At 65.8% G+C, this 24,044-nt stretch carries 18 protein-coding genes and 2 pseudogenes; 10 read left to right on the top strand and 10 right to left on the bottom strand.

Annotated features, from left to right (window positions below; all coding sequences use genetic code 11):
* Nucleotides 1-40: 40 nt before the first annotated feature.
* Nucleotides 41-1,669, bottom strand: coding sequence for an aminotransferase-like domain-containing protein (locus tag PJ250_RS10135; RefSeq protein WP_271648446.1), 1,629 nt, complete (start codon nucleotides 1,667-1,669; stop codon nucleotides 41-43).
* A 353-nt stretch (nucleotides 1,670-2,022) separates the two neighbouring features.
* On the opposite strand from PJ250_RS10135, the gene PJ250_RS10130 reads away from it, so the two are divergent.
* The 4 genes from PJ250_RS10130 to PJ250_RS10115 all read left to right on the top strand — a co-directional run bounded on the left by PJ250_RS10130 (nucleotide 2,023) and on the right by PJ250_RS10115 (nucleotide 9,364).
* Nucleotides 2,023-4,341: a TonB-dependent siderophore receptor gene (locus PJ250_RS10130; RefSeq protein ID WP_271648445.1), complete on the top strand. Its 2,319-nt coding sequence runs from the start codon at nucleotides 2,023-2,025 to the stop codon at nucleotides 4,339-4,341.
* Nucleotides 4,342-4,423: 82 nt separating this feature from the next.
* The gene (locus PJ250_RS10125) at nucleotides 4,424-6,121 is read left to right on the top strand and encodes an ABC transporter ATP-binding protein/permease (RefSeq protein WP_271648444.1); all 1,698 of its coding nucleotides are present in this window, start codon (nucleotides 4,424-4,426) and stop codon (nucleotides 6,119-6,121) included.
* A 101-nt stretch (nucleotides 6,122-6,222) separates the two neighbouring features.
* Entirely contained in the window at nucleotides 6,223-6,555 is a 333-nt protein-coding gene (trxA, locus tag PJ250_RS10120; protein ID WP_271648443.1) for a thioredoxin, read from the top strand.
* A 1-nt stretch (nucleotide 6,556) separates the two neighbouring features.
* Complete coding sequence (locus PJ250_RS10115; RefSeq protein ID WP_271648442.1) at nucleotides 6,557-9,364, top strand: S9 family peptidase; 2,808 nt, start codon at nucleotides 6,557-6,559, stop codon at nucleotides 9,362-9,364.
* 205 nt (nucleotides 9,365-9,569) lie between these two features.
* On the opposite strand, the gene PJ250_RS10110 is transcribed toward PJ250_RS10115, so the two are convergent.
* Both PJ250_RS10110 and PJ250_RS10105 read right to left on the bottom strand, forming a co-directional pair.
* Nucleotides 9,570-10,043, bottom strand: a complete 474-nt coding sequence (locus tag PJ250_RS10110; protein WP_271648441.1) for an AtaL-like protein — start codon at nucleotides 10,041-10,043, stop codon at nucleotides 9,570-9,572.
* Nucleotides 10,044-10,072: 29 nt separating this feature from the next.
* Complete coding sequence (locus tag PJ250_RS10105; RefSeq protein WP_271648440.1) at nucleotides 10,073-10,942, bottom strand: SDR family oxidoreductase; 870 nt, start codon at nucleotides 10,940-10,942, stop codon at nucleotides 10,073-10,075.
* A 97-nt stretch (nucleotides 10,943-11,039) separates the two neighbouring features.
* On the opposite strand from PJ250_RS10105, the gene PJ250_RS10100 reads away from it, so the two are divergent.
* A complete protein-coding gene (locus PJ250_RS10100) occupies nucleotides 11,040-11,930 on the top strand; it encodes a LysR family transcriptional regulator (protein WP_271648439.1) in 891 nt (296 codons plus the stop codon).
* A gap of 146 nt (nucleotides 11,931-12,076) precedes the next feature.
* Here the strand turns inward: PJ250_RS10100 and PJ250_RS10095 are convergent, their stop codons facing one another.
* Entirely contained in the window at nucleotides 12,077-12,544 is a 468-nt protein-coding gene (locus tag PJ250_RS10095) for a metallophosphoesterase family protein (protein ID WP_271648438.1), read from the bottom strand.
* Nucleotides 12,545-12,797: 253 nt separating this feature from the next.
* On the opposite strand from PJ250_RS10095, the gene PJ250_RS10090 reads away from it, so the two are divergent.
* Nucleotides 12,798-13,349, top strand: coding sequence for a DUF421 domain-containing protein (locus PJ250_RS10090; RefSeq protein WP_271648437.1), 552 nt, complete (start codon nucleotides 12,798-12,800; stop codon nucleotides 13,347-13,349).
* A gap of 115 nt (nucleotides 13,350-13,464) precedes the next feature.
* Here the strand turns inward: PJ250_RS10090 and PJ250_RS10085 are convergent, their stop codons facing one another.
* A complete protein-coding gene (locus tag PJ250_RS10085; protein WP_271648436.1) occupies nucleotides 13,465-13,854 on the bottom strand; it encodes a hypothetical protein in 390 nt (129 codons plus the stop codon).
* A 139-nt stretch (nucleotides 13,855-13,993) separates the two neighbouring features.
* On the opposite strand from PJ250_RS10085, the gene PJ250_RS10080 reads away from it, so the two are divergent.
* Entirely contained in the window at nucleotides 13,994-14,470 is a 477-nt protein-coding gene (locus PJ250_RS10080; protein ID WP_271648435.1) for a DUF421 domain-containing protein, read from the top strand.
* A 330-nt stretch (nucleotides 14,471-14,800) separates the two neighbouring features.
* Here PJ250_RS10080 and PJ250_RS10075 read toward each other — a convergent pair whose 3' ends face one another.
* Entirely contained in the window at nucleotides 14,801-16,597 is a 1,797-nt protein-coding gene (locus tag PJ250_RS10075; protein ID WP_271648434.1) for a putative bifunctional diguanylate cyclase/phosphodiesterase, read from the bottom strand.
* A 599-nt stretch (nucleotides 16,598-17,196) separates the two neighbouring features.
* On the opposite strand from PJ250_RS10075, the pseudogene PJ250_RS10070 reads away from it, so the two are divergent.
* Nucleotides 17,197-17,745, top strand: a pseudogene (locus PJ250_RS10070) (nuclear transport factor 2 family protein); the annotation flags it as partial.
* Nucleotides 17,746-17,844: 99 nt separating this feature from the next.
* Nucleotides 17,845-18,075, top strand: a pseudogene (locus PJ250_RS10065) (Atu4866 domain-containing protein); the annotation flags it as partial.
* 629 nt (nucleotides 18,076-18,704) lie between these two features.
* On the opposite strand, the gene PJ250_RS10060 reads toward PJ250_RS10065, so the two are convergent.
* Nucleotides 18,705-19,274 (bottom strand): TetR/AcrR family transcriptional regulator, encoded by a 570-nt coding sequence (locus PJ250_RS10060; RefSeq protein ID WP_271648433.1) that lies wholly within the window; start codon nucleotides 19,272-19,274, stop codon nucleotides 18,705-18,707.
* A gap of 80 nt (nucleotides 19,275-19,354) precedes the next feature.
* On the opposite strand from PJ250_RS10060, the gene PJ250_RS10055 reads away from it, so the two are divergent.
* The gene (locus PJ250_RS10055; RefSeq protein WP_333909522.1) at nucleotides 19,355-20,176 is read left to right on the top strand and encodes an SDR family NAD(P)-dependent oxidoreductase; all 822 of its coding nucleotides are present in this window, start codon (nucleotides 19,355-19,357) and stop codon (nucleotides 20,174-20,176) included.
* 58 nt (nucleotides 20,177-20,234) lie between these two features.
* On the opposite strand, the gene PJ250_RS10050 is transcribed toward PJ250_RS10055, so the two are convergent.
* From PJ250_RS10050 to PJ250_RS10040, 3 genes are all read right to left on the bottom strand, one after another.
* Nucleotides 20,235-20,555 (bottom strand): hypothetical protein, encoded by a 321-nt coding sequence (locus PJ250_RS10050; RefSeq protein WP_271648431.1) that lies wholly within the window; start codon nucleotides 20,553-20,555, stop codon nucleotides 20,235-20,237.
* A 137-nt stretch (nucleotides 20,556-20,692) separates the two neighbouring features.
* On the bottom strand, nucleotides 20,693-22,831 hold the full coding sequence (glgX, locus tag PJ250_RS10045) for a glycogen debranching protein GlgX (RefSeq protein ID WP_271648430.1): 2,139 nt from the start codon (nucleotides 22,829-22,831) through the stop codon (nucleotides 20,693-20,695).
* Between the two features lie 707 nt (nucleotides 22,832-23,538).
* A complete protein-coding gene (locus tag PJ250_RS10040) occupies nucleotides 23,539-23,928 on the bottom strand; it encodes a response regulator (RefSeq protein ID WP_271648429.1) in 390 nt (129 codons plus the stop codon).
* Nucleotides 23,929-24,044 lie beyond the last annotated feature (116 nt).

The raw sequence follows: 24,044 nt of genomic DNA, 5'->3' as shown, positions 1-24,044 counted from the left end.
CACTCGCTCTGCTGCATAAGCCAGCGGGTGTCCGCCGCCGCTAGTGCGCGGCGACCCTGGCAACGGCGGCGGCGATCCGATCGAGCATCGCATCGTCGGTGCGCGCGACATTAAGGCGCACGTGGTGGGGGACGGCACTGCTCGAGAACGTGCTTTCGCTCGCGAGCATCACACCGTCCGCGCGCAGGGCATCCAACACCGGCCGGGCATCGACCCCTTCGCCGAACGACATCCACAGATACATGCCGGCCCCGGTTTCCACGGCCTGCCAGCCGCGGGCACGGATCTTGGTCATCAGGGCCTTGCCGCTGGCGGCCAGCTTTTTCTGCAGTTTCTCGCAGTGTTGCTCGTAGCCGCCCTCAGTGAGCAGGTGGTGCACGAGTTGATCGGTGAGCAACGAGGACTGGATGGACCTCACCGAGCGCATCAGCAGCAGCCGCTCCATATGCTGGTTGCCCGCGGCCAGGAACCCGGCGCGCAGCCCCGGGGCCACGGTCTTGGAGAAGCTGCCGATATGGATTACCCGCTCGAGGTGATCGAGCGCCGCCAGGCGCGTGACCGAGCCCAGCTCGCTGCGCGGTAGCAGGTCGCCATAGGTGTCGTCATCCACGATCCACATGTCGTGCTGCTCGGCGAGCTTGAGCAGTTGGTGGGCCTTGCGTGGCGACAGGCTGGTGGAGGTCGGATTGTGGAGCACCGCGCTACAGAACAATGCCTTGGGCTGATACTTCTCGCACAGTTCGGCCAGCTGCTCCAGGTCGGGGCCATCGTGCAGCCGGCGCACGCGCAGCACCCACAGGCCGCTGGCCAAGAGCCGCTGGGTGTGGATGAAAGGCGCCGGCTCCTCCACCACCACATACTGGCCCTGGTAGAGGAATGACCAGACCACCAGGTCCAGGGCATCGGTGGCACCTGCCGTGGTCATGATCTGGTCGGCGGCGGCGCCGATACCGACCGTGCGCAGCTTGGCGCTCAAGGCTTCGCGCAGGGGCAGCCAGCCGCGCACGTCGGAATACTCGAACAGGCTCCTGCGGGGTCGCGCGGCCAGCGCCCGGAGCGCCTCGGCCAGCGCCTCGGTGCCGAGCCATTCGGCGGGCAGCGTCCCGAGCGCCGAGTCGCCGTGGGCATGGTCCGAATGCAGCAGGTGGTTCCAGGAACAGAAAGCCGGCGGTCCGGCCCATCGTCCGGCCGGGAACGACTTGCCCGCCTGGCGCGCCTGGGGCGACACATAGAAGCCCGAGCCGCGACGGGCTTGCAGGTACCCCGCAGCCGTCAGTTTGTCGTAGGCACGCAGCACGGTTTCATTGCTGATGGCCATGCTGGCGGCCATCGCCCTGACTGACGGCAGGCGCTCGCCGGGCTCCAGCACCTGCTGCTCGATCCGGCTCCTGACGTCATCGAAGATCCGGTCAATGAGCGGTCCGCTGGCGCGGGCTGTCGGCGGGGCCGCCTTGCGCTTTGGCTTGGCGCCGGTCTTCGAAGCAGGGGGAGCTGGCATTGAATGGCGCGTGTGCGGGCAGGAAATGGGAGGGGGCAAAGCGCACGAATGATAGACCGCCAGCACCAGCGTCGGGCGCGCCCGACGCATTGATGACGACAGTGATCCGCCGTACGGGAAGGTCCCGCACGCGGCGCGGACCAGCGCACCACGCTGGCGCAGTTCGGCCACAACGTGGGCCTTCCGGCGTCGCCGTGCCCCAGGAAGGTGCAACGCGGGTTATGCGGACGGTGCGTATACACCCTGGTTCCTACCGGGATGTGAATAAGGCGAAGATCAACTGTACCAAACACTTTCCGCGTGGCATGCTCGGCCCACTTGCTGGCCACTAGGCCGGCATGTCGAGGGGATCGCCAGAGGCAGATCGAATTAAAAGTGTATGGAACACCTGAGTCGCACCTGTTGACCGCGATCTTGTAAACCACGCCACCCCAGAGGATCACGCTGTGCTTCCGATCAAGTCCCCAGCACTCGGCCAGGCTCCACTTCGTTCGACCGCGCTCTTCGCCGCTCTCACGCTCGCCTTGCCCACCAGCGTGTACGCCCAGCAGACGGGCGGCAGCCCCACCGAGACGACGCGGGCCATCCCGGACGGCATCAGCAGCTTTTCCATCCCGGCAGGTCCCCTGTCTGAAACCCTGCAGGCGATCGCAAGCATCAGCGGGGCACGGATCCGGTTCGACGAAGCGGACGTGCAGCATGTCCGCGCGCCGGCCGTCTCCGGCCAGACGACCGCGCAGGGCGCTGTCCAGGCGGCGGTATCGGCCAGCGGCTTGACCATGCGCTCGGACCCGGACGGCTCGATCCGCGTGTTTGTGCAGCAATTGGATTCCGTTACCGTGACCGCCAAACGCGACGAGGCCGAAACCGGCTTCCGCGCATCCAGCTCGGCCACCGCCACGCGCGGCGACGCCAATCTGCTCGATGTGCCGCAATCGATCACGGTGCTGACGGCCAAGGTATTCGAGACCCAGCAGGCCACGACTGTCGAAGATGCGCTCAGGAACGTCGCTGGCGTGATCGTGCGGCCCGGCGCGCAGGGGGCCAGCGGCTTCAACATCCGCGGCTTCGGCGCATCCACGAGCACGCTGTCCAATGGGCTGAGCGATCCCAATTCGGTCAAGACCAACATCGCCGGCGTGGAGCGGGTGGAGGTGCTGAAGGGCCCGCAAGCGCTGCTCGCAGGCCTCAATGCGCTGGGTGGCACCCTGAACATCGTCACCAAGAAGCCAACGACCGAGCCCATCCGCGAGGTGACGGCCAGCTACGGCAGCCATGCCGAACGGACGGGCAGCATCGACCTGGCCGGCGCCATCAACGACAGCAAGGAACTGAGCTATCGCCTGATCCTGTCGGCCACGCGCGCCAACGGCAGCACGGCGGGCTTTGACGGGCGCACGCAGCGCTATGGCCTGGGCGAAGTGCGCTGGAAGAATGCGGATACCGATGTCATCGCGGGCGTTTCGCTGGACAAGTCGCACGTTCCGCCGGACCGCTACACCGTCGCGATCCGCGGTTACATCGAGCCGTCGCCGTCCACGTTGCCGGGCACCCCGGGCGACGGGGTCGATACGGACACCCGCTCGGTGTTCTACACGCTGCAGCATTCCTTCTCCGACGCGCTGCAGTTCACCAGCCGCATGCAGCGCAACAGCACTGACCTGGATCTCTCGCTGTGGACGGCGCAATTTCCCATCAGCACCGCCGACCTGCTTCTGAACTACAGCGGCACCCTCAATCAGTCCCAGCAGGTCACCACCAGTGGCGATCATTATCTGAGCTACGCGTTCAAGACCGGACCGCTGGAACAGCGCCTGGTTGTGGGGGTCAACCACAGCCGCTACACCTTCGAGCAGACGCAGTACGCCGGCCCACGGGTAACAACCCGCTTCGACGCGACCACGCAATACCCCTTCCCGGCGCTCGTGCGCAGTGAAGACACGCGTTCCTACCGCATTTATTCGCCGCAGACCCAGCGCGGCCTGTATCTGCAGGACACGGTGAAGTGGGACAAGTGGGCGCTGGTGGCGGGTCTGCGCCACAACGTCGTGGACATCGGCCCCGGCACCAACACGGTGTATGCGACGCCGTCGTCGCCCGCCTCGGTGTCGGTGGTCGACAAGCAGTCCTTCAGCAAGAACACCGTCAATGCCGGACTGATCTACAGCCTCGGCTGGGATACGTCCCTCTACGCAAGCTATGCCGAAGGCTTCTCGCCCCTGTTCTCCGACCTGGTTGTCTGCGGCACCAATTCGACCTCCGTGCCGACGACCCAATCCAAGAGCAAGGAGGTGGGCATCAAGAGCAACGTCGAGGACCGCTTCTCCTGGTCGGCCGCCGTGTTCCAGATCGACCAGGTGAACCTGCTGCGGCGCAATCGCCCGCTCAACTGCAACGACCTGATCGATGGACAGAGATCCCGTGGTGCGGAATTGGAGGCGGCGGGCAAGCTCCTGGACGGGCTCAACCTGATCTTCAACTACTCCTACACCAAGATCGAGAGCCTGTCGGACCCGACGCAGCGCCCAGGAGCACAACCACGCAGCCAGGTCAGCCTGTGGAGCACTTACGACTTCCAGTCGGATCGGTTGCGGAACCTGGGCGTGGCCTTTGGCATCAGCGCCTGGGACAAGTCCCTGCTGGGGACCACCGCGACGGCGCTACGCGCGCCCGGCGGTGCCCGCATCGACACCAGTATCTCCTACACGCAGCCGGCCTGGTCGCTGCGACTGGGGGTGAAGAATCTGGCGGACCGGACCCTGTACGGCTATTCCTCTACGACCATGTTCGTTCCCATTTACGACAAACGCACATTCATGCTGACTTACCAGCGCAAGCTCTGACGCTCCAGCCGCATGACGCGCGGCAAGTCCGCGCGTCATGCACCCTAGGCCTGCCTGCGCCCCTTCCAGGTTCCCACCGTCCATGAATGCCCACAATCGCCCCCGTCTTCGCGAGCTGATCCTGCCCTACTGGACCTCGCGGGAAAGCTGGCGCGGCTGGATCCTGCTCGCGATCCGGCTGGTGCTCATGTTCACCAGTGTCTACGTGGCCGTCTGGGCCAACCGGCTCTCGGGCGAGGTCGTCGATGCGCTGGTGAAGCGGGAGTGGGGGGAAATCTGGCGCAGCCTGGGCCTGTCGTGGGTCGCCGGCATGTTCGCGATGCTGGTGTCGATGGTGTTGCTGTTCGCGGTCGAGCAGCTACAGCAGTACGAGTGGCGCACCGCCATGACGCGCTGGCTGCTGCGCGCATGGACCCGCCGGCGGACCTACTACGCCATCGAGCGCGACGGCTGCCTGGACAACGCGGACCAGCGCATTTCGCAGGATGTGCCCCGATTCATCGAACTGACGCTGCAACTGTTCCTCAACCCCATCCAGGTGGTGGTCACCGCCGCGTCCTTCACCGTCGTCCTGTGGCATCTGTCCGGCACGCTGCGCTTCACGCTCTGGGGCATCGACTTCGCCATTCCCGGCTACATGGTCTACCTGGTCTATGCGTATTCGGCCGGTTCGCTGCTGATTTCGCATTTCACCGGCCGTCCGCTGATCTATCTGTTCAATCGACGCCAGACCGTCGAGGCCAACTTCCGCTACCGCGGCATGCAACTGCGCGAGAACGCCGAGCAGATCGCCTTCTACGACGGCGGCGTGCAGGAGCGCAAGCGGCTTGAAGACGCCTTTGAAGAGGTGCGCGCCAACTGGCGCGACATCATCGTGCGCAACGTGAAGCTGATCCTGGCACGCGAGACCTACACGCATACCCTCTCCACCCAGTTCCTGCCGACGGCGGCGGCGATGCCGCGCTATCTCTCCGGCGCCATCACCCTGGGCGACGTGACCCGGGTGGGCGGCGCCTTCACCGGGGTCAGCGGCAACCTGGCGTACTTCAGCCAGGCCTATGTGACCTTCACCGAATGGTGGGCGCTGGGCAACCGATTGCGCGACCTGCTGGGCAGCATCCGTGAGGTGAACGACCGCCCCTCGGGCATCCACGTGGCGAAGACATCCGGCACCGCCATCGAGACACACGGCCTGTCCCTGAGAAAGCCGGGCGGCGAATCGCTGGCCTCCTTCGACCAACTGCGCCTGCGCCGTGGGGAACGCTGGCTGGTGCGGGGCACCTCGGGCACCGGCAAGAGCACGCTGCTGCGCGCCGTGGCCGGAATCTGGCCGTATGGCGAAGGCGAGATCGACCACCCGCGGGGCGATCGGCTGATGTTCCTGCCCCAGCGCAGCTACATTCCGCAAGGCACGCTCAAGGCCGCCCTGTGCTACCCCGGACAACCCGAGGATTTCAACGACCGGCGCGTGCGTAAGGCGCTGCATGAAGTACAGCTACCCGCACTGGCTGACCGGCTGCACGACAGCGACCGCTGGCAGCAGAAGCTCTCCGGTGGTGAGCAGCAGCGGCTGGCGATCTGCCGCGCGCTGCTGCAGCGCCCCGATTACCTGTTCCTGGACGAGGCGACCAGCGCGCTCGATCCGGACACAGAACAGGCGCTTTACCAGGCTCTGCTGCACGCGCTGCCTGACAGCACCTTGATCAGCGTGGCGCACCGCCAATCGCTGGCCTCCTATCACGATCACGTGCTGGACCTCAGCGGCAAGGACGGCGCCTAGGCCAGCCGCGATGGTGCCGCCCCCGCCGCTGTGCGTGGCTGAAACGGCGTCGGCGCTCGCCCCCTTCTTCTTCCCCCTTCTTCCAGTCAAAGGAACCCACCATGCCCTCCAACATTGTCCAGCTCACCGATGCGGACTTCGCAGAGCAAGTGCTCCAGGCCTCCTGCCCCGTCCTGGTGGATTTCTGGGCCGAGTGGTGCGGCCCCTGCAAGCAGCTGCTCCCCGTCATGGACGACATCGCCGAGGAATACGTCGGCGAGGCCCGCATCTGCAAGATCAATGCGGACGAGAACAAGGCGTCCATTCAGCAGTTCCAGGTGCGAGGCCTACCCACCATGATTCTCTTCATGGATGGCAAGGAAAAAGCCCGCCTGGTGGGGCTGGTCTCCAAGACCCGGATCGCCCAGCTCATCGACGAATGCCTGGAAGCCTGACATGACCATGCGCGCATACCACAGCGATCCGCAGTTGCGCCTGCAGGTGCTCGACACATTGCGATCGCTGGACCAGGCCGGCGTGTGGATACACCGGCCCATTCACTGGAACGGCGAGGCAGGCAGCTTCGTTGGCAGCCTGTTGCAGGGCGAGGACCTGGAGCGCTGGGAGGCGCAGTTCGGCCTGCCGAAGTGGCTGGCCCTGGCGATCGATTCCATGATCGGTGCCAACTGGAAGGACGGCGTGGCCTGGGGCATTCGCCTGCTGCAGGGCATTGCGCCCGGCATGCCGCTGGACACCGCCGGCAGCCGGTGCCTGCTTGAGCTGTTGAATGGTCAGACCCACGGACTGCGCAACCTGGAGGCGGCCGCTGGCCTGGCCGAAACCCTGGAGGCCGTGGCCGCGCTGCACGCGGCGCGCTTGTCAGGCCAGGACGTCGGCAGCGCGCAGTGGCGCCAGGCGCGCCGGACTGCGGTCGCGCAGACCAACGACCAGACGCCTGGATCGGTGGCCGCATCGGTGGGAGCGTGCATCGAAGCAGCCGCCTGGGACCCGATGCAGTCGCGCAGCGCGGTGTCCGACACACTGCGCGGTTGGATGAACGCGCGGGTCGCGACACACATGGCCGCCTATCCCTGGGGCAAGGCGGACGATGAAGACATGAAGCGGCTATTGGACACCTTGCATGCGGAGGACAAGGCCAGCCGCCCGCCCGGAGACGCCGAGTACACCAACGTCTTCACCCTGCTGGAGCAGAAGCACCCGGAAGAAGCCAAGCGGCTGGTCGCCTACAACAGGTACCACAACGGCCAATATGCCGAGCAGTGGCGCCGCGCCGCCGAGGCGCTGGAAACCATCCTGCTGACCGGCGATGACTCCACGGCGCCTGCGCTCATCCCGCGCGAGCACCTGTTCGCCAACCCCGCTCGGGCATCCATCAGCATCAGTCCGGATGGCCAGTGGCTAGCCTGGCTGGCCGACGGCGATGGCGTGATGAACATCTGGGCCGCGCCCAGCAGCCACCCGCAGCAAGCCCTGCAGGTCACCACGGATGGCCGGCGCGGCATCCAGGGTTTCCACTGGACCTATCTGCCAGGCGTGCTGCTGTTCTCGCAGGACCGCGACGGCGACGAGAACTTCCAGCTGTTCGGCGCCGACCTGGCCGACGGCAGTCTCCGCGCCCTGACCCCGGCCGCGCCAGGCGTGCGCACCGGCGTGCAGCACATCAGCCGGCAGCGGCGCGAGGAGATCGCGATCGTGATGAACGCGCGTGATGCGCGGTTCTTCGACGTGTACGTGCTGAACCTACGCAGCGGTGCCCTGCAGTGCGTGGAAGAGAACACGGGCTTTTCCGGCTTCGTGCTGGACGCGCACTACCAGGCGCGGTTGGCCGTGCGCAACACCGCCGATGGCGGCAGCGAATGGCTGCGGCGTGACGGCGCGGGGACCTGGCAGCCCTGGCAAGTCTTTTCCGCGGAGGACGGGCGCAGCTCGGGGCCCTCCCATTTCGACGCGCGGGGCCGCACGCTCTACCTCTACGACAGCCGCGGCCGCGACACCGCCGCCCTGGTCGCGGTCGACTGGGTCGACGGCGTCGCCACCGTGCTCGGCGAAGACCCGCGTGCGGACGTCGGCGGCCTGATCGTCGATGCGGCCAGCGACCGCCCGCTGGCCTACGGTGTCACCTACGAGCGCTTCAGTTTGCATGTCCTGGATGAGACGATCCGGCCGGACATCGACTTCCTTGGCGCTCATGCCAGTGGCGGCGAATGGCGCATGACCGCCCGCACCGAGGACGACCAGCGCTGGATTGTCGCCATCTCCTCCGACACGCGGCCCTCGTCCACGTGGCTGTACGACCGCCAGGCGCGCACGCTGCAGCACCTGATGGACCTGCGCCCACAACTGGCGGATGCGCCGCTGGCGCGCATGCAGCCGGTCGTCATCTCCGCGCGCGACGGCCTGCCACTGGTGTCCTACCTGACCGTCCCGGTGGGCACCGAGGCCGGCGCGCTGCGCACCGCCGCGCCGCTGCCACTGGTGCTACTGGTGCACGGCGGCCCCTGGTCGCGCGATACCTTCGGCTTCAACCCCATGCACCAGTGGCTGGCCAACCGCGGCTATGCGGTGCTCAGCGTCAACTTCCGCGGCTCGACCGGCTTCGGCAAGCGCTTCGTCAATGCGGGCGATGGCGAGTGGGGGCGCAAGATGGACGAGGATCTACAAGACGCCGTCGACTGGGCGCTGGAGCGCGGCATCGCCGATCCGAAACGCCTGGCGATCTTTGGCGCCAGCTACGGCGGCTACGCGGTGCTGTCGGCCCTCACCCGCTACCCGTCGCGCTACGCCTGCGGCATCGATGTGATCGGCCCTTCCAACCTGGAAACACTGCTGGCCTCCATTCCCCCCTACTGGGAAGCGGATCGGGTGCGCCAGCACCGCGCCTTGGGCGATCCCGGCACCGAAGCAGGCCGTGCGCAGTTGCATGACCGCTCGCCGCTGCACCGCGCCGCGCAGATCCGCGCGCCGCTGCTCATCGCCCAGGGCGCCAACGACCCGCGCGTAAAGCAGGCCGAGTCCGAGCAGATGGTGTCTGCGCTGCAGCGTGGCGGCATCGCGGTGACCTATGCGCTGTATACCGACGAGGGCCACGGTTTTGTGCGGGAAGCCAACCGCATGTCGTTCAACGCCCTGTGCGAGGACTTCCTGAATCGTCACCTGGGTGGGCGCGCCCAAGCCTGGTCCGCAACGGACTCTCCGGGCCATTCACTACAACTGACCCAACACCTCGCGCACAAGGCCGCGTGATGCACGCCGCCTCCGCTGCCCGGATCGCGGGCAGCGAGGTGGCGGATCAAGTGCGTGTCGAACGCAGGCAAGCAACGCGACCAGGCGTGAGCGCACATCCAGCCTGGATGCGGCAACGACTGCTTCGGCGACGCGATCGAACGAAGGCCCGAATGGCGCGCGGGCGGGAGCCGCCTGCAACCCGGCTTGCTCTGGCGGGCCGCGCTCAGCGCGTGCCTTCGGCGGCCAGTGCGCGGATGCGAGCGAGCGTGGAGGCAATGGCGGCCTTGAACCCCTTGTCGCTGTCCATCCAGGCCTGGGCGGCCTGCTCCTCCGGCCCATGGGGCACCTTGCCGCGCAGTCCCAGGTAGGCATAGAAGCGCAGCTGCAGCTGACCCTGTTCGTCTTCCAGCAGCTCGTTGATGATGGCGCCCTCGCGTGGGCTCTTCATCTGGAAGAACGTGACCTTTTGCTGCGCCTCGAAGGTGATGATCTCGGTGATGTCATCGCCCAGGATGGTGGCCTGGCGCACCAGGTGTGAGGTGCCTTCTTCCACGATCCGGCTGTCGGTGCATTCACCGGGCGGGAAAAACAAGCCGGGGGCGCGTGCCTTGTGGACCAGCCCCTGCCAGAGCTGCTCGCGGGTCAGGGGCGCCTGGCCAGGTACGTTGACCGGCAGGGTGGCGGTTGAATAGATCATGATGCATTCCTCGAAGTGGATGGGGTGGGTCAGGCCACTGCAGCCACGGCAGCGGCGAGGTCGCGATAGGCGTGCAGGGGCCTGCCCAGCAACGCGGTCAGCCGCTCGACATCGCCCGGCTCGGGCACCATGCCGTCGCTGACAAAGCGCTCGGCCATCTGGCGCATGTCGTAGGCCATCCAGCCAGGCATGAACTGGCGCAGGTTCTGCTCGAACAGCGCAGCGTCATCGCCGCCGTAGGCGATGGGACGCCCCAGGGCGTGCGACCAGATCCCGGCGACATCGGCGCCGGTCAGCGTGTCCGGGCCGACCAGGTTGATGCGGGTCAGGGCGGCGGTCTCTTCGGCCTGGTCGCGCGCGAGCAGTTCAAGCGCGGCGACTTCGCCGATGTCGCGTGCGTCGATCATGGCAAGCCCCTTGCTCCCGATGGGCATCGGGTAGACGCCGTGACCCAGCACCACATCCTTGATGGTCAGGTCGTTGTCCATGAAGTAGGCCGGGCGCAGGATGGTGGCGCTGAAGCCCATCTGCTCGATCATCCGCTCCACGCCGAACTTGCCGGCAAAGTGCGGGACATTCACGTAGCGGTCGCTGTGGATGACCGACAGATAGACCACCCGTTTGACGCCTGCCTCGCGAGCCACGTTGAGCGTGATCAGCGCCTGGGTGAATTCGTCGGCCACCACCGCGTTGAGCAGGAACAGCGTGGACACGCCCTGGAACGCAGCGCGCAGGGCCTCGACATCCAGCAGTTCGCCCTGGGCCACCTCGACCTGGGCGGGGAGCTGGGCCGTGTCTGGATTGCGGACCAGCGCGCGCACCTTGGCGCCGCGCTGGAGAAGTTGCTGGACGACGTGCCGGCCGATGTTTCCGGTGGCGCCAGTGACGAGCATGGTCATGAGAGGACTCCTGTTGGGTTGGGAGGCCCATCGTTGTCGATCCACTCCCGGCCCGATAGCCCGTATATTTGGACCACCCGTCTCACTGGTGGAACACATGGACCTGCTCGCCCTGGCCGACTTCAACCTGGTGGCGCGTCACGGCGGCTTCGGCCGTGCCGCCCGCGCGGCCGAGCGGCCCAAGGCCACGCTTTCCCGGCGGGTGGCGGACCTGGAGGCCAGCCTGGGCGTGCGCCTGTTCGAGCGCGGCTCGCACACCTTGAAGCTGACCCAGGAGGGGCGCGCCCTGTTCGAACGCACCGAGACGCTGCTGACCGAACTGGGCGAGGCCACAACGGCCATCGCTTCGGGCGGGGCGACGCCCAGGGGCAGGTTGCGGATCAGCGCGCCGCTGCTGTTCTCACAGCTGGCCCTGGGCAAGCTGGCGGCCGAGTTCGCCCTGCGCTATCCGCAGGTGCGTCTGGAAATCACCACCGAGGACCGGCCGGTGGACATGGTGGAGGAGGGCTACGACCTGGTGATCCGGGTCAACCCGGACCCGGATGACAGCCTGATCGGACGCATCCTGCTGCGCGATCGCCTGGTGGCCGTGGCAAGCCCGGCGCTGCCGCGTCCCGCCCCCGACGAAGCGGTCCGCGCGGTCGTGCGGGTGGCGGGCAACGCATCGGCCTGGCACCTGACCGCCGAGCAAGGCGATTGGCGCCAACCGATCGAGCCCGTCCTGCAGCTGGCCTCGCTGATCATGATCCGCGATGCGGTGCGCACCGGCGCTGGCGCGGCGGTGCTGCCCCTGTCGCTGGTGGCCCACGACCTGACGGCCGGCACGCTGGTGCGATGGGCCGATGCCAAGGTGCCGCCGATCGAGATCTGGGCGCTCTACCCCTCACGCCGCCTGCTGAGCGCGCGGGTCGGCGCGTTCCTGGAACTGCTGAAAGCGGCATTCCCCCTGGGAACACCGGAAGAGTTGGCCGCCTATGCCCGCGCGTGATCGCCGCCTTGGGACAAATCTCGGCGTTCAACGACAAGCGTCTCGATTGATCTGCACATCAAGCGCAACGCCAAGCCCTCTCAAGCGCGCTTGATCGCAGCACCACGTCCACCGCGCTTTGAATCGTCTCGGGGTCGCCCGCCGGATCAGCACAATTCGCGCAGCTCGGCGCGGATCCCGCCCGCCTCCAGATGCAGATAGCCCACACTGATGGGCAGCTTGAAGCGTCTTGGCCCAGCGCTGCCTGGGTTGACATACAGCACCCCGTCGCGGGTTTGCGTCATCGGCTTGTGCGAATGACCGCTGATCACGACATCCACTCGGCGCGCCTGCGCCGCCAGCGTCTTCAGATCATGCAGCACGTGCAGGTGCATGCCGGCCATCTCGATCTCCAGCACCTCTGGCAAAGCCTGCGCCCACGGTGCGGTGTCGATGTTGCCGCGGATCGCATGGACCGGAGCAAGCGTGCGCAGTGCATCGAGCACCTCCGGCTTGCCCACATCGCCGGCATGCACGATGGTGCTGCAACCGCGCATCGCCTCCAGCGCCTGCGGGCGCAGCAACCCATGGGTGTCTGAAATCAGGCCGATACGCAGCGGCTGGAAAGCGAACATGGCTGAACTTGCAGCGGATGGGTCGCACACCCTAACCCTGCACCAGCCAAGGGGATGCGAAGCGCGCAAGGTCGCACCTGGCAGCGCGCGTGCGTGAAGGCTTTTGTCGTCTCGATCACCTGCAGCCAGCAGTCATCGCGTCAGGATGCTGTTGCGCGCACTGACTCCATGCATCTGGCTCAGCCGCGCGTGCGGCCAGGCGCGGATGCCGGGCGCTCCCGGACGCAATGCGATTCCTTTAAAGGAGATTGAGATGGGCGACATGTTCTTCAGCGGCTGGCCGACGTTGCTGCGCACGCTGGTGATCGGTGTCCTGGCCTATTTCAACCTGGTGGTCCTGCTGCGCCTCTCGGGCTTGCGCACACTGTCCAAGATGAATGCCTTCGACCTGGTGATCACCGTGGCGCTGGGCTCGACCTTCGCCACCATCCTGCTCAACAAAACTGTGTCATTGGCACAGGGCAGCCTGGCGCTGGCGCTGTTGATCGCCCTGCAGTTTTTGGTCACCTGGTCCAGCGTCCGCGCCGGATGGTTTCGTCGGCTGGTCACCGGTGAGCCGGCCCTGCTCTTCCACCACGGGCGTCTGCTGCGCGGCGCCGCGCGTACCGCACGGGTGACCGAGGACGAAATCCATTCGGCCATCCGCGCCGCCGGCGTTGACGCCTTGTCGCAGGTGCAGGCCGTGGTGCTGGAAACCGACGGCAGCTTCAGCGTCATTACCGGCAGGACCGATGAGGGACACAGTGCCCTGTCCGATGTGATCGCGCCAGGCGCCCAGCGCGTGGCGCCCGGCAAAAAGGCCTGACGCGCCCAGCGAGCGCACATTGACAGAACGAGCGCGCGCATGCCTGTCAGCGCATCATCGCCCGACCGCGGAAATCCACCTGCGTGGCCTTCCCCTAGGCGCGGTTTACCCAGGGTCAGGGCGCGGACGGCTTCGGCAGCGGCGCATCGAATTGGCTGGAGAGCTCGGTCGTGAAGGACTGCCGGTCGGCGCGCCGTCGCAACACGAGGTGGCCGGCATCCGTCCTCTCCATCCTCGCGCTGAGGAGGTAGGCCGCGCTGCCGTTGGCCTCCTTGCACAGCAGCAGTCCCGTGCGCGGATCGTCCTTGAAGTCCGACAGCACGCCCTGGCAAGCCTGGTCACCCAACATCACCGACACCTGCCCGGTCTGGGGCAGGACGAAACCCGTGATCGCCTGGCCCTGCACGGCCCCGGAAATCTGCAGCGCCTGGTCGGGCGCTTTCGGGCCACAGCCTGTCAATCCAGCTGCGACCACCAGCCATCCGAAACAGGGACCAAGCTTCATGTCTGCCACCGTAATGGGTGTTGCCCCGCATTGGAGGACCCCGCCGGTGCGCGAGAGGTGAAGACTTCATGCTGCCTCAACCCGACTGCCGGTCTGATGCACACCGGATCATTGACCTATCGACGAGACGGAGTAAGCGATGGACGGTTTGCTGAAGCTCGGTATGCCGTGGTGGGAGTTCGTTCTCAGGGCGGTCGCCGTTTACCTGGTGGTCCTTTGCATGACACGACTGAGTGGCAAGCGTGCCGTCGGGCAGTCGACGCCCTTCGACATGCTGGTCATCGTCCTGCTGGGCACCGCGGTGCAGAACTCGCTGATCGGCTCGGATACCTCGCTGGGGGGCGGGCTCATCCTGGCCGCCACGCTGCTGACCATGAACTGGATGGTCGGCTACATCTCCGCCCGTTATCGCCGATTCGACCGGGTTGTGCAGGGCACGCCAGCCATCCTGGCCCGGGACGGGCAGATCTATTGGGATGAGCTGAAGAAGCGCAACGTCAGCTATGAGGATTTCGAGGTGTCCAAGCGGACCGCCGACTGCCGCGACGACGTGAACATCGACATCGCCATCCTGGAAACCTCCGGCAAGATCACCATCCTGAAGAAGCGCAAATGAGCCGCGCGGGACGGCGAGGCCAAAGGCGATCGCGGGATATCCCCTCGGTCTTGGGTCTTTAGCCCCGACTGCCGCGACCTGAGCCTCACCGCGCCCCTGTTCTCCATGCGACTGATCATTCGGGCCTCCCGCCAGCTGCCCGGAACGCTCGTCGATGTTGAGGGTCCTCACCCCGCCTTGCCAGGCCAGCGCCCTCCGCGGTGGGTCGGGCGCGGCGTGATGTGCAGCCCACACCTGGTCCGGCGCGGGTTCCGCGGCATCGACCGCGGTGGCACACGCGATCCGCCTTCCCCGCTCACTCCGCCGCTGGCCTAGCCAGCGGTCATCGATTCAGGACGGCAGCGCTTTCGCGGCGTCCTGCATGCTGGCGTTGTCGCGCGCCGTGTTGATGAAGGTAAAGCAATCCTCCGCGGGCAGTGGCCTTGAAAACAGATAGCCCTGGATTTCATCGCAGCCCTCTCGTTCGAAGAAGCGCCGCTCATCGGGTGTCTCCACCCCTTCGGCCACCACGTTTAATCCCATGACATGGGCCAGGCGCAAGATGGCCTGGGCCACGCCGCCCAACACCGGGTCGGCATGGGCATTGGACACCAGGGCCCGGTCGATCTTGAGCCCGTCAATGGGCAGGCGCGGGAGATAGCCGAAGTTGCAGAAGCCAGCACCGAAGTCATCCAGCGACACGCAGACCCCTGAAGCCCGCAGCGCCGCCAACTGTATCGCTGCACTGCCGCCGGGTTTGAGCCATTCGCCCTCGGTGATTTCAAGCTCGATGACCGCTGGTGGCAGCTGGTGTCGCGCAAGGGTCTGCTGCAAGCGGGCAGCCAGTGCGCCGTCGGTCACATCGGCGGCCGTCACGTTGATCGAGATCCCCATCTCCAGTCCACGCTGACGCCATTTGGCCAGCTGCGCCAGCGCCTGCTCGATCACCCAGTCCGTGATGCGCGGCATGACCGCAGTCTTTTGCAGCAGCGGGATGAACTCACCTGGGCTCAGTTCGCCGAGCGTGGGGTGGCGCCAGCGCAACAGCACCTCGGCTTTTCCAAAAGTACCCTGTCTGACGTTATAGCGCGGCTGATACACCAGGTGGAACTCGCCCTGGACCAAGGCCCGATCCGCATCGATGGCAATGCCAAGCGCGCGCTGTTTGCTGGCGTCATAGTCAGGGTCGTAACGCGAATACGGGCGGTCCCGCTCGATGGCCTCCTGCATCGCGCAGATGGCGCGGCGCAGCACGTCATGGCAGGGGCGGCGATCGAACGGCGCCACGCCAATCCGAATGGAGGCGTTCAGACGCAAGCCGTCGGCTTCCATTGGTGCCGCAAAGGCACCGCACAACCGCTGCACCACGGGCTGTTCGGGATGTTCGGCGCCATGCGGGAGGACAAAGGCAAAGCGCGCAACGGCCACGTGGTAGAGCTCGCACGCCTGCGGCAGGGCCTCCCGGATGCGCTGGCAAGCCTGGCGAATCAGCGACTCGATCGGCTGCATGCCACGCGACTGGGACAGCAGGTGCGCACTGTGCACGTCGATGAATTCGACCAGATACAGGGCGGCTTGCTGCTGGTCAGCGACTTCCGGTGCTGCAAAGTCGGCCATGAACTGCTGGCGATTGGGTCGCCCGGTCACCGCGTCGACCCTGCCCACCAGGCGACGCAACGAGAGCTGGTCCACCACCAGCCCGGCGTAGGCCTGGAGCCGCTGGCGGTCCCTCTCGGTCAAGGTGCGCGGCTCGTAATCGATCAGGCAGATGGTGCCAATGGCATGCCCGGACGCGGTGATCAATGGCGCGCCGGCGTAGAAGCGGATGCGCGGCCCGGAGATCACAAGCGGATTGGCCTTGAAGCGTGCATCCAGGGTGAGGTCGTCGACCTCGAACACGCCCCGCTGCTGGATGGCATGCGTGCAGACCGAGATCGAACGATCCGTGCGTTCGGCTTCGAAGCCAATCCGGCACAGAAAGATCTGCTCATCGCGGTCCACCAGCGAGATCAGCACCGTCGGCATGGAAAACGCGTGGGACGCCAGGTCCGCGATGCGCTCCAATTCCGGATTGTTGACCGATTTGAGCAGATCCATGCTGCGGATCAGCGCCAGACGGTCATTCTCGACGTCGGGAAATGCGTTCACGCATCGTGCCTGGCAAGACTGTGCAATTTCTATCGGCCTGGCCACCGGGAACTTGACCCCAGGCGAAAGTCCGCCGATCTACCGGCCGCTCGAAGATCCAGCATCCCGCAAATCGCCTGCGGGGCCAGCGCCTCGCTATCCCCCGGCCTGCCGCGCCCGGGCCGCAAGCCGGCACGCCGCGTCAGACAACGCGGGCGCGGTGTCGCTGAGGGCGAGCCCAGCCGACCGGCAATCGTTCATCTTCCGCAAGGCACGCAGACAAGCTCGCTCATCGGAGCGGTGAGCAGGCCGACGCCCGCGCATAGAAGGGCACGACAGCCTGAGCCAATCCTGGCCCCGCTCAATGATGGGACCGACGTGCCAGCCAACCGGATGCCAACTTTCGGATGATCGTGCAAGAACGCGGGATGATTTGACTACGGGACTTGTCTTGGTCAACGGCAGAATTCCGTCATCCCGATTCCATAGACCAACTTAGACGTAGAAGCGGGGTGACCGTTGCATCGCACTGACCCGCCCGGCACGGTGGATGACCTGAGCGTCATCGGTGGCGTTGCCCGGTCAGCTTCACGGTTTCACCCCTGCGCGTCCTGCGGGTGATGTCGTACCGGCTGGAGCACCACGCCCCGCTCATCCAGGTGCCCGGCGGTCAAGCGCGGCCATGCAAGACCCATCAGGCGCGCAGGAGGACCATCCCGCGCGCTCCAACGTCTCCAGGAGTCCACGACATGACGATGCCAAAGCTCATCACAACCGGGATGTTGACGCTGGCCATGCTGGTCAGCGGCTGCGCGCTGGCCAGTTGCGACGACGCGACCGCCCAGCGCAATCGCCGCTTTATCGCACACGCCTTCGAGCAGTGGGCGGCCGGCGGCGGATCATTCTTCCAAGATGTCCTGGCGCCAGACGCAACCTGGACGATCAAGGGCACGAGCCCAGCGGCCGGGCACTACAGGGGTCGTGATGTATTCCTGGAACAGGCGGTCGCGCCCTTCGCAGCCCGCCTTTCCTCGCCGGTCAAGCCGACGGTGAAGGGCATCTGGGCCGAAGGCGACCACGTCATCGTGCATTGGGATGGCGCCGCAACGGCCGCCGACGGGACGCCCTACCAGAACAGCTACGTCTGGATCCTCCGAATAGCGGATCTGCGTGCGGTGGAAGTCACCGCGTTTCTCGACCTGGTGCCCTACGACGATGTCATCAAGCGGATTCCAATCGATCAGCGAGGAGATGCACAAGTGAACAAGCACCCCTACGTCGGGATGTGGGTGACCGATGACGGTCGCATCCGCCATGAGCTTCTTCCCGATGGCCGTTACGACGAGGCGCGCGGCTCGCGTGAAAGTGCCTATCGAGGACGCTACGAGGTGAAGGGAAACCGGATCGATTACTGGGACGACACCGGCTTTACCGCCGACGGCGTTTTCGTCGACGAGGATACGCTTCACCATGGCGGGATGCTCTTTCGCCGTCGATAGCGCGAAGCCTGTCGTCCTGCCATGTCAGGCGCGTGCGTGCCGAGCTCGGCCTCGCGGGTAAAGCGCGACGCCCAACCCGATTGTCCCTGACCGGCGTGGGCCTGTGCCGTGCCAGGACCGGCGTCAGGCGGCGCCCCCTTTTTGCCTGTGGCAGCGATCTGCGAGTCCAACAGACCGCGTGTCAGCCCGCGCGTGTTGGTCCACCGCCCCTATGTCGGAGCGAGGGCCGCACCGCGGTTGCTGCGCCGAAAGCCTACGCGCGCCAGATGAGGAAGTTGCCAGCCTTCCTGTGCGAGCGCCTCACCTACGACCGCTGCAGCGAAATGGCCTGCCACGCGCCAATGTGGGAAGCGGCTGAACTGGACCCGTGGTTTCAGCGATCCGTACGCGCCTTGGCAGGGTGCCGGCAACGGAACTACCACCAGCCTGCTGCGCCAGTTGCGGGCCAGGCGCATGGACCTGTCATTAGCCGGCAACACCATGCTCGATGACATTGCCGGCCTGTTCAACGGCAGGCTGCCTCCAACACGGGAGGCGGAAGACACCGGGAAAAGCCTTGGCAGAGAATCGCCAAGTTCAACGCTGGTGTCGCGCTCGACTTTCGAGCTGGTCCCCGTTAAAAGGAAGCGCTAGACCGCTTCGGCCTGGGGGCGAAGAATCCCACCCAGAAACAGGTCCACCAGGCGCCGGATCCGGGTCTTGGCGTTGGCCCCCTGGCCCGCGGCCAGGCACACGGCGGTGATCACCACGACGATGTCGTCGTAGCTGACCTCCTTCCTGACCAGGCCGGCGCGCTTGGCGCTGTGCAGCAGCTGCTGGGCCACGCGCGCATTGGCATCGCACCCCGGCGTCTGGCTCTGCAGGACGGTCCCGACCGACGCGGCCAGATCGCGATAGATGTTGGTCTGGACGATCAGCTCCACCAGATAGACGCGCAGGGCCTTGTCGGGGGCAAGCTCGCCTTCCCTGGCGCGCCAGCGCTCGGCAAAGGCAAGGAACTTGTCGCTGAACACCGCCGCGAACAGCTCCTCGCGGGTAGGAAAGCGGCGGTACAGCGTGCCAATCCCCACACCCGCCTCCTTGGCGACATCCTCGAGCGAAGCGCCGGCGCCCTTGGCCTGGAACACGCGTTCGGCCGCCGCGAGCATGCGCTCGCGGTTGCGCTGGGCGTCGGCGCGGAGCGGGGGCTGGGTGGTCATGCGGATTCTCCTGACTTGCAAAGTGGAGGATGCCTCCATATCCTAAGTGGAGCAATCCTCCACTTAAAAAGGGACTGGAAATGGCAAAGCGTTTCGACGGCAAGGTGATCGTGGTCACCGGCGGCAGCGACGGCATCGGGCTGGCCTCGGCCCAGGCCTTTGCCCAGGAAGGCGGCACGGTCTACATCTGTGCGCGCAGGAAGGAACGTCTCGATGAGGTCCTGGACGAGCTCGGCTCGTCGGTCACCGCCGTGCAGTGCGATGTCGGCAATCCAGAGGATCTGGATCGGCTCTATGCGCAGATCCGGCAGGACCAAGGCCGCGTGGACGTGGTGTTCGCCAACGCCGGTGTCTCCGAGTCGGCGGCACTGGGCGAGATCGACGAGGCGCATGTCGATCGGCTGCTTTCGACCAACATCAAGGGCGTGATCCACACCGTCCAGAAGGCGCTGCCGCTGATGGGCCGTGGTGCCACGGTGATCATCACCGGCTCGGGCGCTGGCAGCAGCGGCTTTGCCGGGCTTTCGGTCTACAGCGCAACCAAGGCCGCGCTGCGCTCCTTCGCCCGCACCTGGACCACGGACCTCAAGGACCGCGGCATCCGGGTCAACGCAGTGTCCCCCGGCATGATCAAGACGCCCGCCATGGACCGCTACCTGGACAACAACCCGGGCACCGAGGCGTTCTTCGAACAATTGATCCCGATGGCACGCCTTGGGCATTGGCGGCTACATGGCGGTCTGAGACCACTCGGCCACGCCATCGCGGTGCTGCGCGCTGGCTCGAAAGGTCAGAAGCGGCTCCATCTGCTGGCCGTCAGCGCGACGGGAAGCACATCAGCCGATGAAAGCGCCATCACTTTGAACCAGCGCGGGGCTAAACGCTGGGGCCGCTTCGCTTAGCGATCCGTCACGGCGTGGCCTTGCTCTGGGCCTGCATGGCCTTGAGTCTGGCATCGAGCTACGCGCATAGCTGCTGCATGCGTGCAGGATCGGACTTTGCGGCAGCGGCTACCTTGGCGTAGGCCGCCTCGTAAGCACTGTCGAAAGCCGAAGCCGACATACCATCTGCGAGAAATTTCTTGCGCATGCCCGCTCGCTGGTCTGCCGCCTGGCTGGAGGTGGCCTTGCCACAACTCACTGCACAGGCAGTGAGTTGCCCGCCGGTCTGCACCATCTGCACGCTCGCCGGGCTGGCGGTCTGTGCAAATGCCGAAGGGAGGAAGGTGACGAGGGCTGCGCTGGCGGCCGTGGCCACCGCCTTGGGGTTGATGCGGTTCATTCCGCGATAAATCCTTGCATCGATTTGGACTCGCGAAAAAAGGTGCCGACGATCGCGGCGAGGCGCCTGATGGTCGCAGATGGGATGCTCCAATGCACTGCGGACGTCCAGGGCACGATGCCCAGGAGCGTCTGGCATCATGCTGCGCGGGCCTCGCACTCGAACAGGGTGACGCTGCGGGGAGGCGCCAGAAAATCCGTGGAGCCCTTCGGCAGCGAGTCGAGATGCAGTTCATCGTCAGTCGACAGCACCAGCTTCCAGTGCAAGGTGGATTGCTCATCGTCCGGCAGTTTGAAGACCACGCCCTCGTGGTAGGCGTTGATCAGGATCAGGAGGGTCGCGTCGGTCGCATGCTCGCGCACGCCCGAGCTCTGCGCCCTGCCCTCCAGCACCAGCCCGACAGCACGCGCGCCACCGTCGCGCCAGTCCTGCTCGGACATTTCACTGCCACCGGGGTTGAGCCAGGTCAGGTCCCTGACCCCTGCTTCATCGTTGTACTGGCCATTCAGGAAACGCCCGCGCGTCAGAATCGGGTAACGTCGGCGGACCTCGATCAGGCCCCGCACGAAGTCCGTCAGCCGGCCTTCGGTCCGATCGCGCTCCCAGTCGATCCAGGCGATCTCGTTGTCCTGGCAATAGGTGTTGTTGTTGCCACTTTGGGACTGCGCGCGCTCGTCGCCGGCCAGCAGCATGGGCGTGCCCTGGGCAAGCAGCAGGGTCGCCATCAAGTTGCGCATCTGCCGCTCGCGCAGCGCCAGGATATCGGCATCCTGCGTGTCGCCTTCCGCGCCATGGTTGCAGGACGCATCATGGTTGGAGCCATCGCGATTGCCTTCGCCGTTGGCTTCGTTGTGCTTGTCGTTGTAGCTGACCAGGTCATGCATCGTGAAGCCATCGTGGGCGGTGATGAAATTCACTGAGGACCACGGCCTGCGGCCACGTCGGTCGAACAGGTCTGCCGAACCAGTAAAGCGCGTGGCGAACTCGGCCAGTTGCCCCTCGTCGCCTTTCCAGAAGGCGCGTGCGTTGTCCCTGAACTTGTCGTTCCATTCCGCCCAGCCCGGCGGGAAATGACCCACCTGGTATCCGCCCGGACCGCAGTCCCACGGCTCGGCGATCAGCTTGACCTGGGCGAGCAGCGGGTCCTGGCCGCAGGCATCCAAAAAGCCCCCGCGCTGATCGAAGCCGCTGGGCTCGCGCCCGAGAATGGTGGCCAGATCGAAGCGAAAGCCATCGACATGCATCTCCTCGACCCAGTAGCGCAGGGAGTCGTTGACGAACTGCACCACGCGAAAGTTGCTGAGATTGAAGGTGTTGCCGGTGCCCGTATCGTTGATGTAATAGCGCCGGTCGTCCGCAAGACGGTAGTAACTCGCGTTGTCGATGCCCTTGAAGGACAGGGTCGGGCCGAGCTCGTTGCCTTCGGCGGTGTGGTTGTAGACCACGTCCAGGATGACTTCCAGACCCTGGCGGTGCATCGCCTTGACCATGTCGCGGAATTCGTCGCGGTGGCCGGAGGCCAGGTAGCGCGATTTGAGCGCAAAGAAGGCCAGCGTGTTGTACCCCCAATAATTGCGCAGCCCCCTGTCCTGCAGATACTGGTCGTCCAGGTAGGCATGCACCGGCAGCAGCTCGACCGCGCTCACGCCCAGCGACTTGATGTAGTCCAGCGCCGGCTCGGATCCAAGTCCGGCGAACGTGCCGCGGAGCGCCTCCTCAACGTGGGGATTGCCTTTGGTGAAGCCGCGGACATGGGTCTCGTAGATCACCGTCCGGCTCCAGGGCGTCATCAGGCGCGCGTCGCCCTGCCAGTCGTAGTCGTCCTGCACAACCACCGCCTTAGGCATGAACTGCGCGCTGTCGCGCTCGTCAAAGCTCAGGTCTCCGTCCGGATGCCCGATCGTGTAGCCATAGAGTTCGTCCGCCCAGACCAGATCGCCATCTATCTCCCGCGCATATGGATCGAGTAAGAGCTTGTGGTGGTTGAAGCGGTGGCCCTGCTGCGGTTCGTAGGGCCCATGGACGCGATACCCATAGCGTTGCCCTGGCCCGACGCCGGGGAGATAGCCGTGCCAGATCTCGTTGGTGTACTCGGGCAGCTCGATGCGCTGCTCCTGGCCTTGGTCATCGAACAGGCAGAGCTCGACACGGGTGGCATGTGCGCTGAACAGCGCGAAATTGGTGCCTTCGCCATCAAACGTGGCACCGCGCGGGTAGGGACGCCCCTCGCGCGCACGGGAAGGGGTGTCGTAGCTGACGCTCGCAGGATCGGGCATTGGGCGGACTCAAAGTGGGCGGCGGGCCGCAGAGCGTCGCGGTTCGTGACGCGCGAGCTTCCTCGGCGAGGTGTGCAGGAGGCGTGTAACGCATCCCGCCTTCCCGATGCGTCGTGTCCGCACGTGGGATGCATCAAGCCGTTCCCGCCTAGGCACCGCGTTGCCGGGGCCGGCTTTTCGCCTTGTTGCGTCGACTTCCTTGTGGCCAGCTTTGCGAGGCACGCCTTGGTGCCGCACTGGCCCGCGACACCTACGGCGCTCTGCGGCGCCCATGGAATCAGCGGCGGATGGTCCGCCAACCCGGCCAGGGCCCGGGGTGATGCGCGGTGAATAACGCAGGAGCAGCAGGGCGGGAAGATCCGGCCAAACGCGCCCGGACAAGCCGACGCGATGTGGCGTCACTGCGAAAGGAGGCGCGACGCCTGGTGAGCAACTGCCCGGGTGGCAGCACACGTGTGCCGCATTGTGAAGGCGCTGGATGCGCCAGCAGACCTGGCTGGGCGAGACTGGCCACGCTGCTGGGCGCACCATTTCCCTGGAAGCGGGCGGCTTGTGGCATCGGGATGGTTGGCGAAAAGATCGGCCGATGGCGGCCTTTCAGATGTCAGATCGAGTGTGCGTCTTCGCAACCACGTCTGGAGCGGCTTTCGCCACATCCACCATGATTGCGACACGCAGCCCCTCCACCGGCACCCGGGACGCGCGGCCTAGGCGGTGCGAGCGACCGGCTCCGGATTACCGATCAACCGGGCGGCCTGTTGAAGGCTATAGGGCTTCTGGACGAAGCGAACGCAGTCAGGCAACTGCGGTAGCTGGTGGCGCGCGTGCCCGGAGGCGAGCACGATCCTCATGTCAGGCCAGCGCTGCGAGGCCACCATGCTCAATTCCGCGCCACTCATCCTCCCCGGCATATAGACGTCCGTAAACAGGACATCCACCTGCGGACCCTCCGAAAGCATGTCGAGCGCGGCCATTGCATCGGGCGCGGTCCTCACCTGCATCCCCATCTGCTTGAAGACGTCGGACATCAGTTCGCGCAGGTCGTCCTGGTCCTCGACAAACAGAACGCTTAGCGACTTTGATGCGTGTAACGTCATGGGCGGACAGGGGCTTGATGCGCCAGTCGATGACTGGACGCAGAATCGTGGGGAGTGGCAATTATCGCAATCTGCTGAAGCGCCTGTGAAATCCACGTGCAGGGCGCTTGGCCGCT

The organism is Pseudoxanthomonas sp. JBR18 (assembly GCF_028198165.1).
GTDB lineage: Bacteria > Pseudomonadota > Gammaproteobacteria > Xanthomonadales > Xanthomonadaceae > Pseudoxanthomonas_A.
Note: the sequence above shows the minus strand (reverse complement) of the source record. Positions and strands in the feature narration are given on the sequence as shown.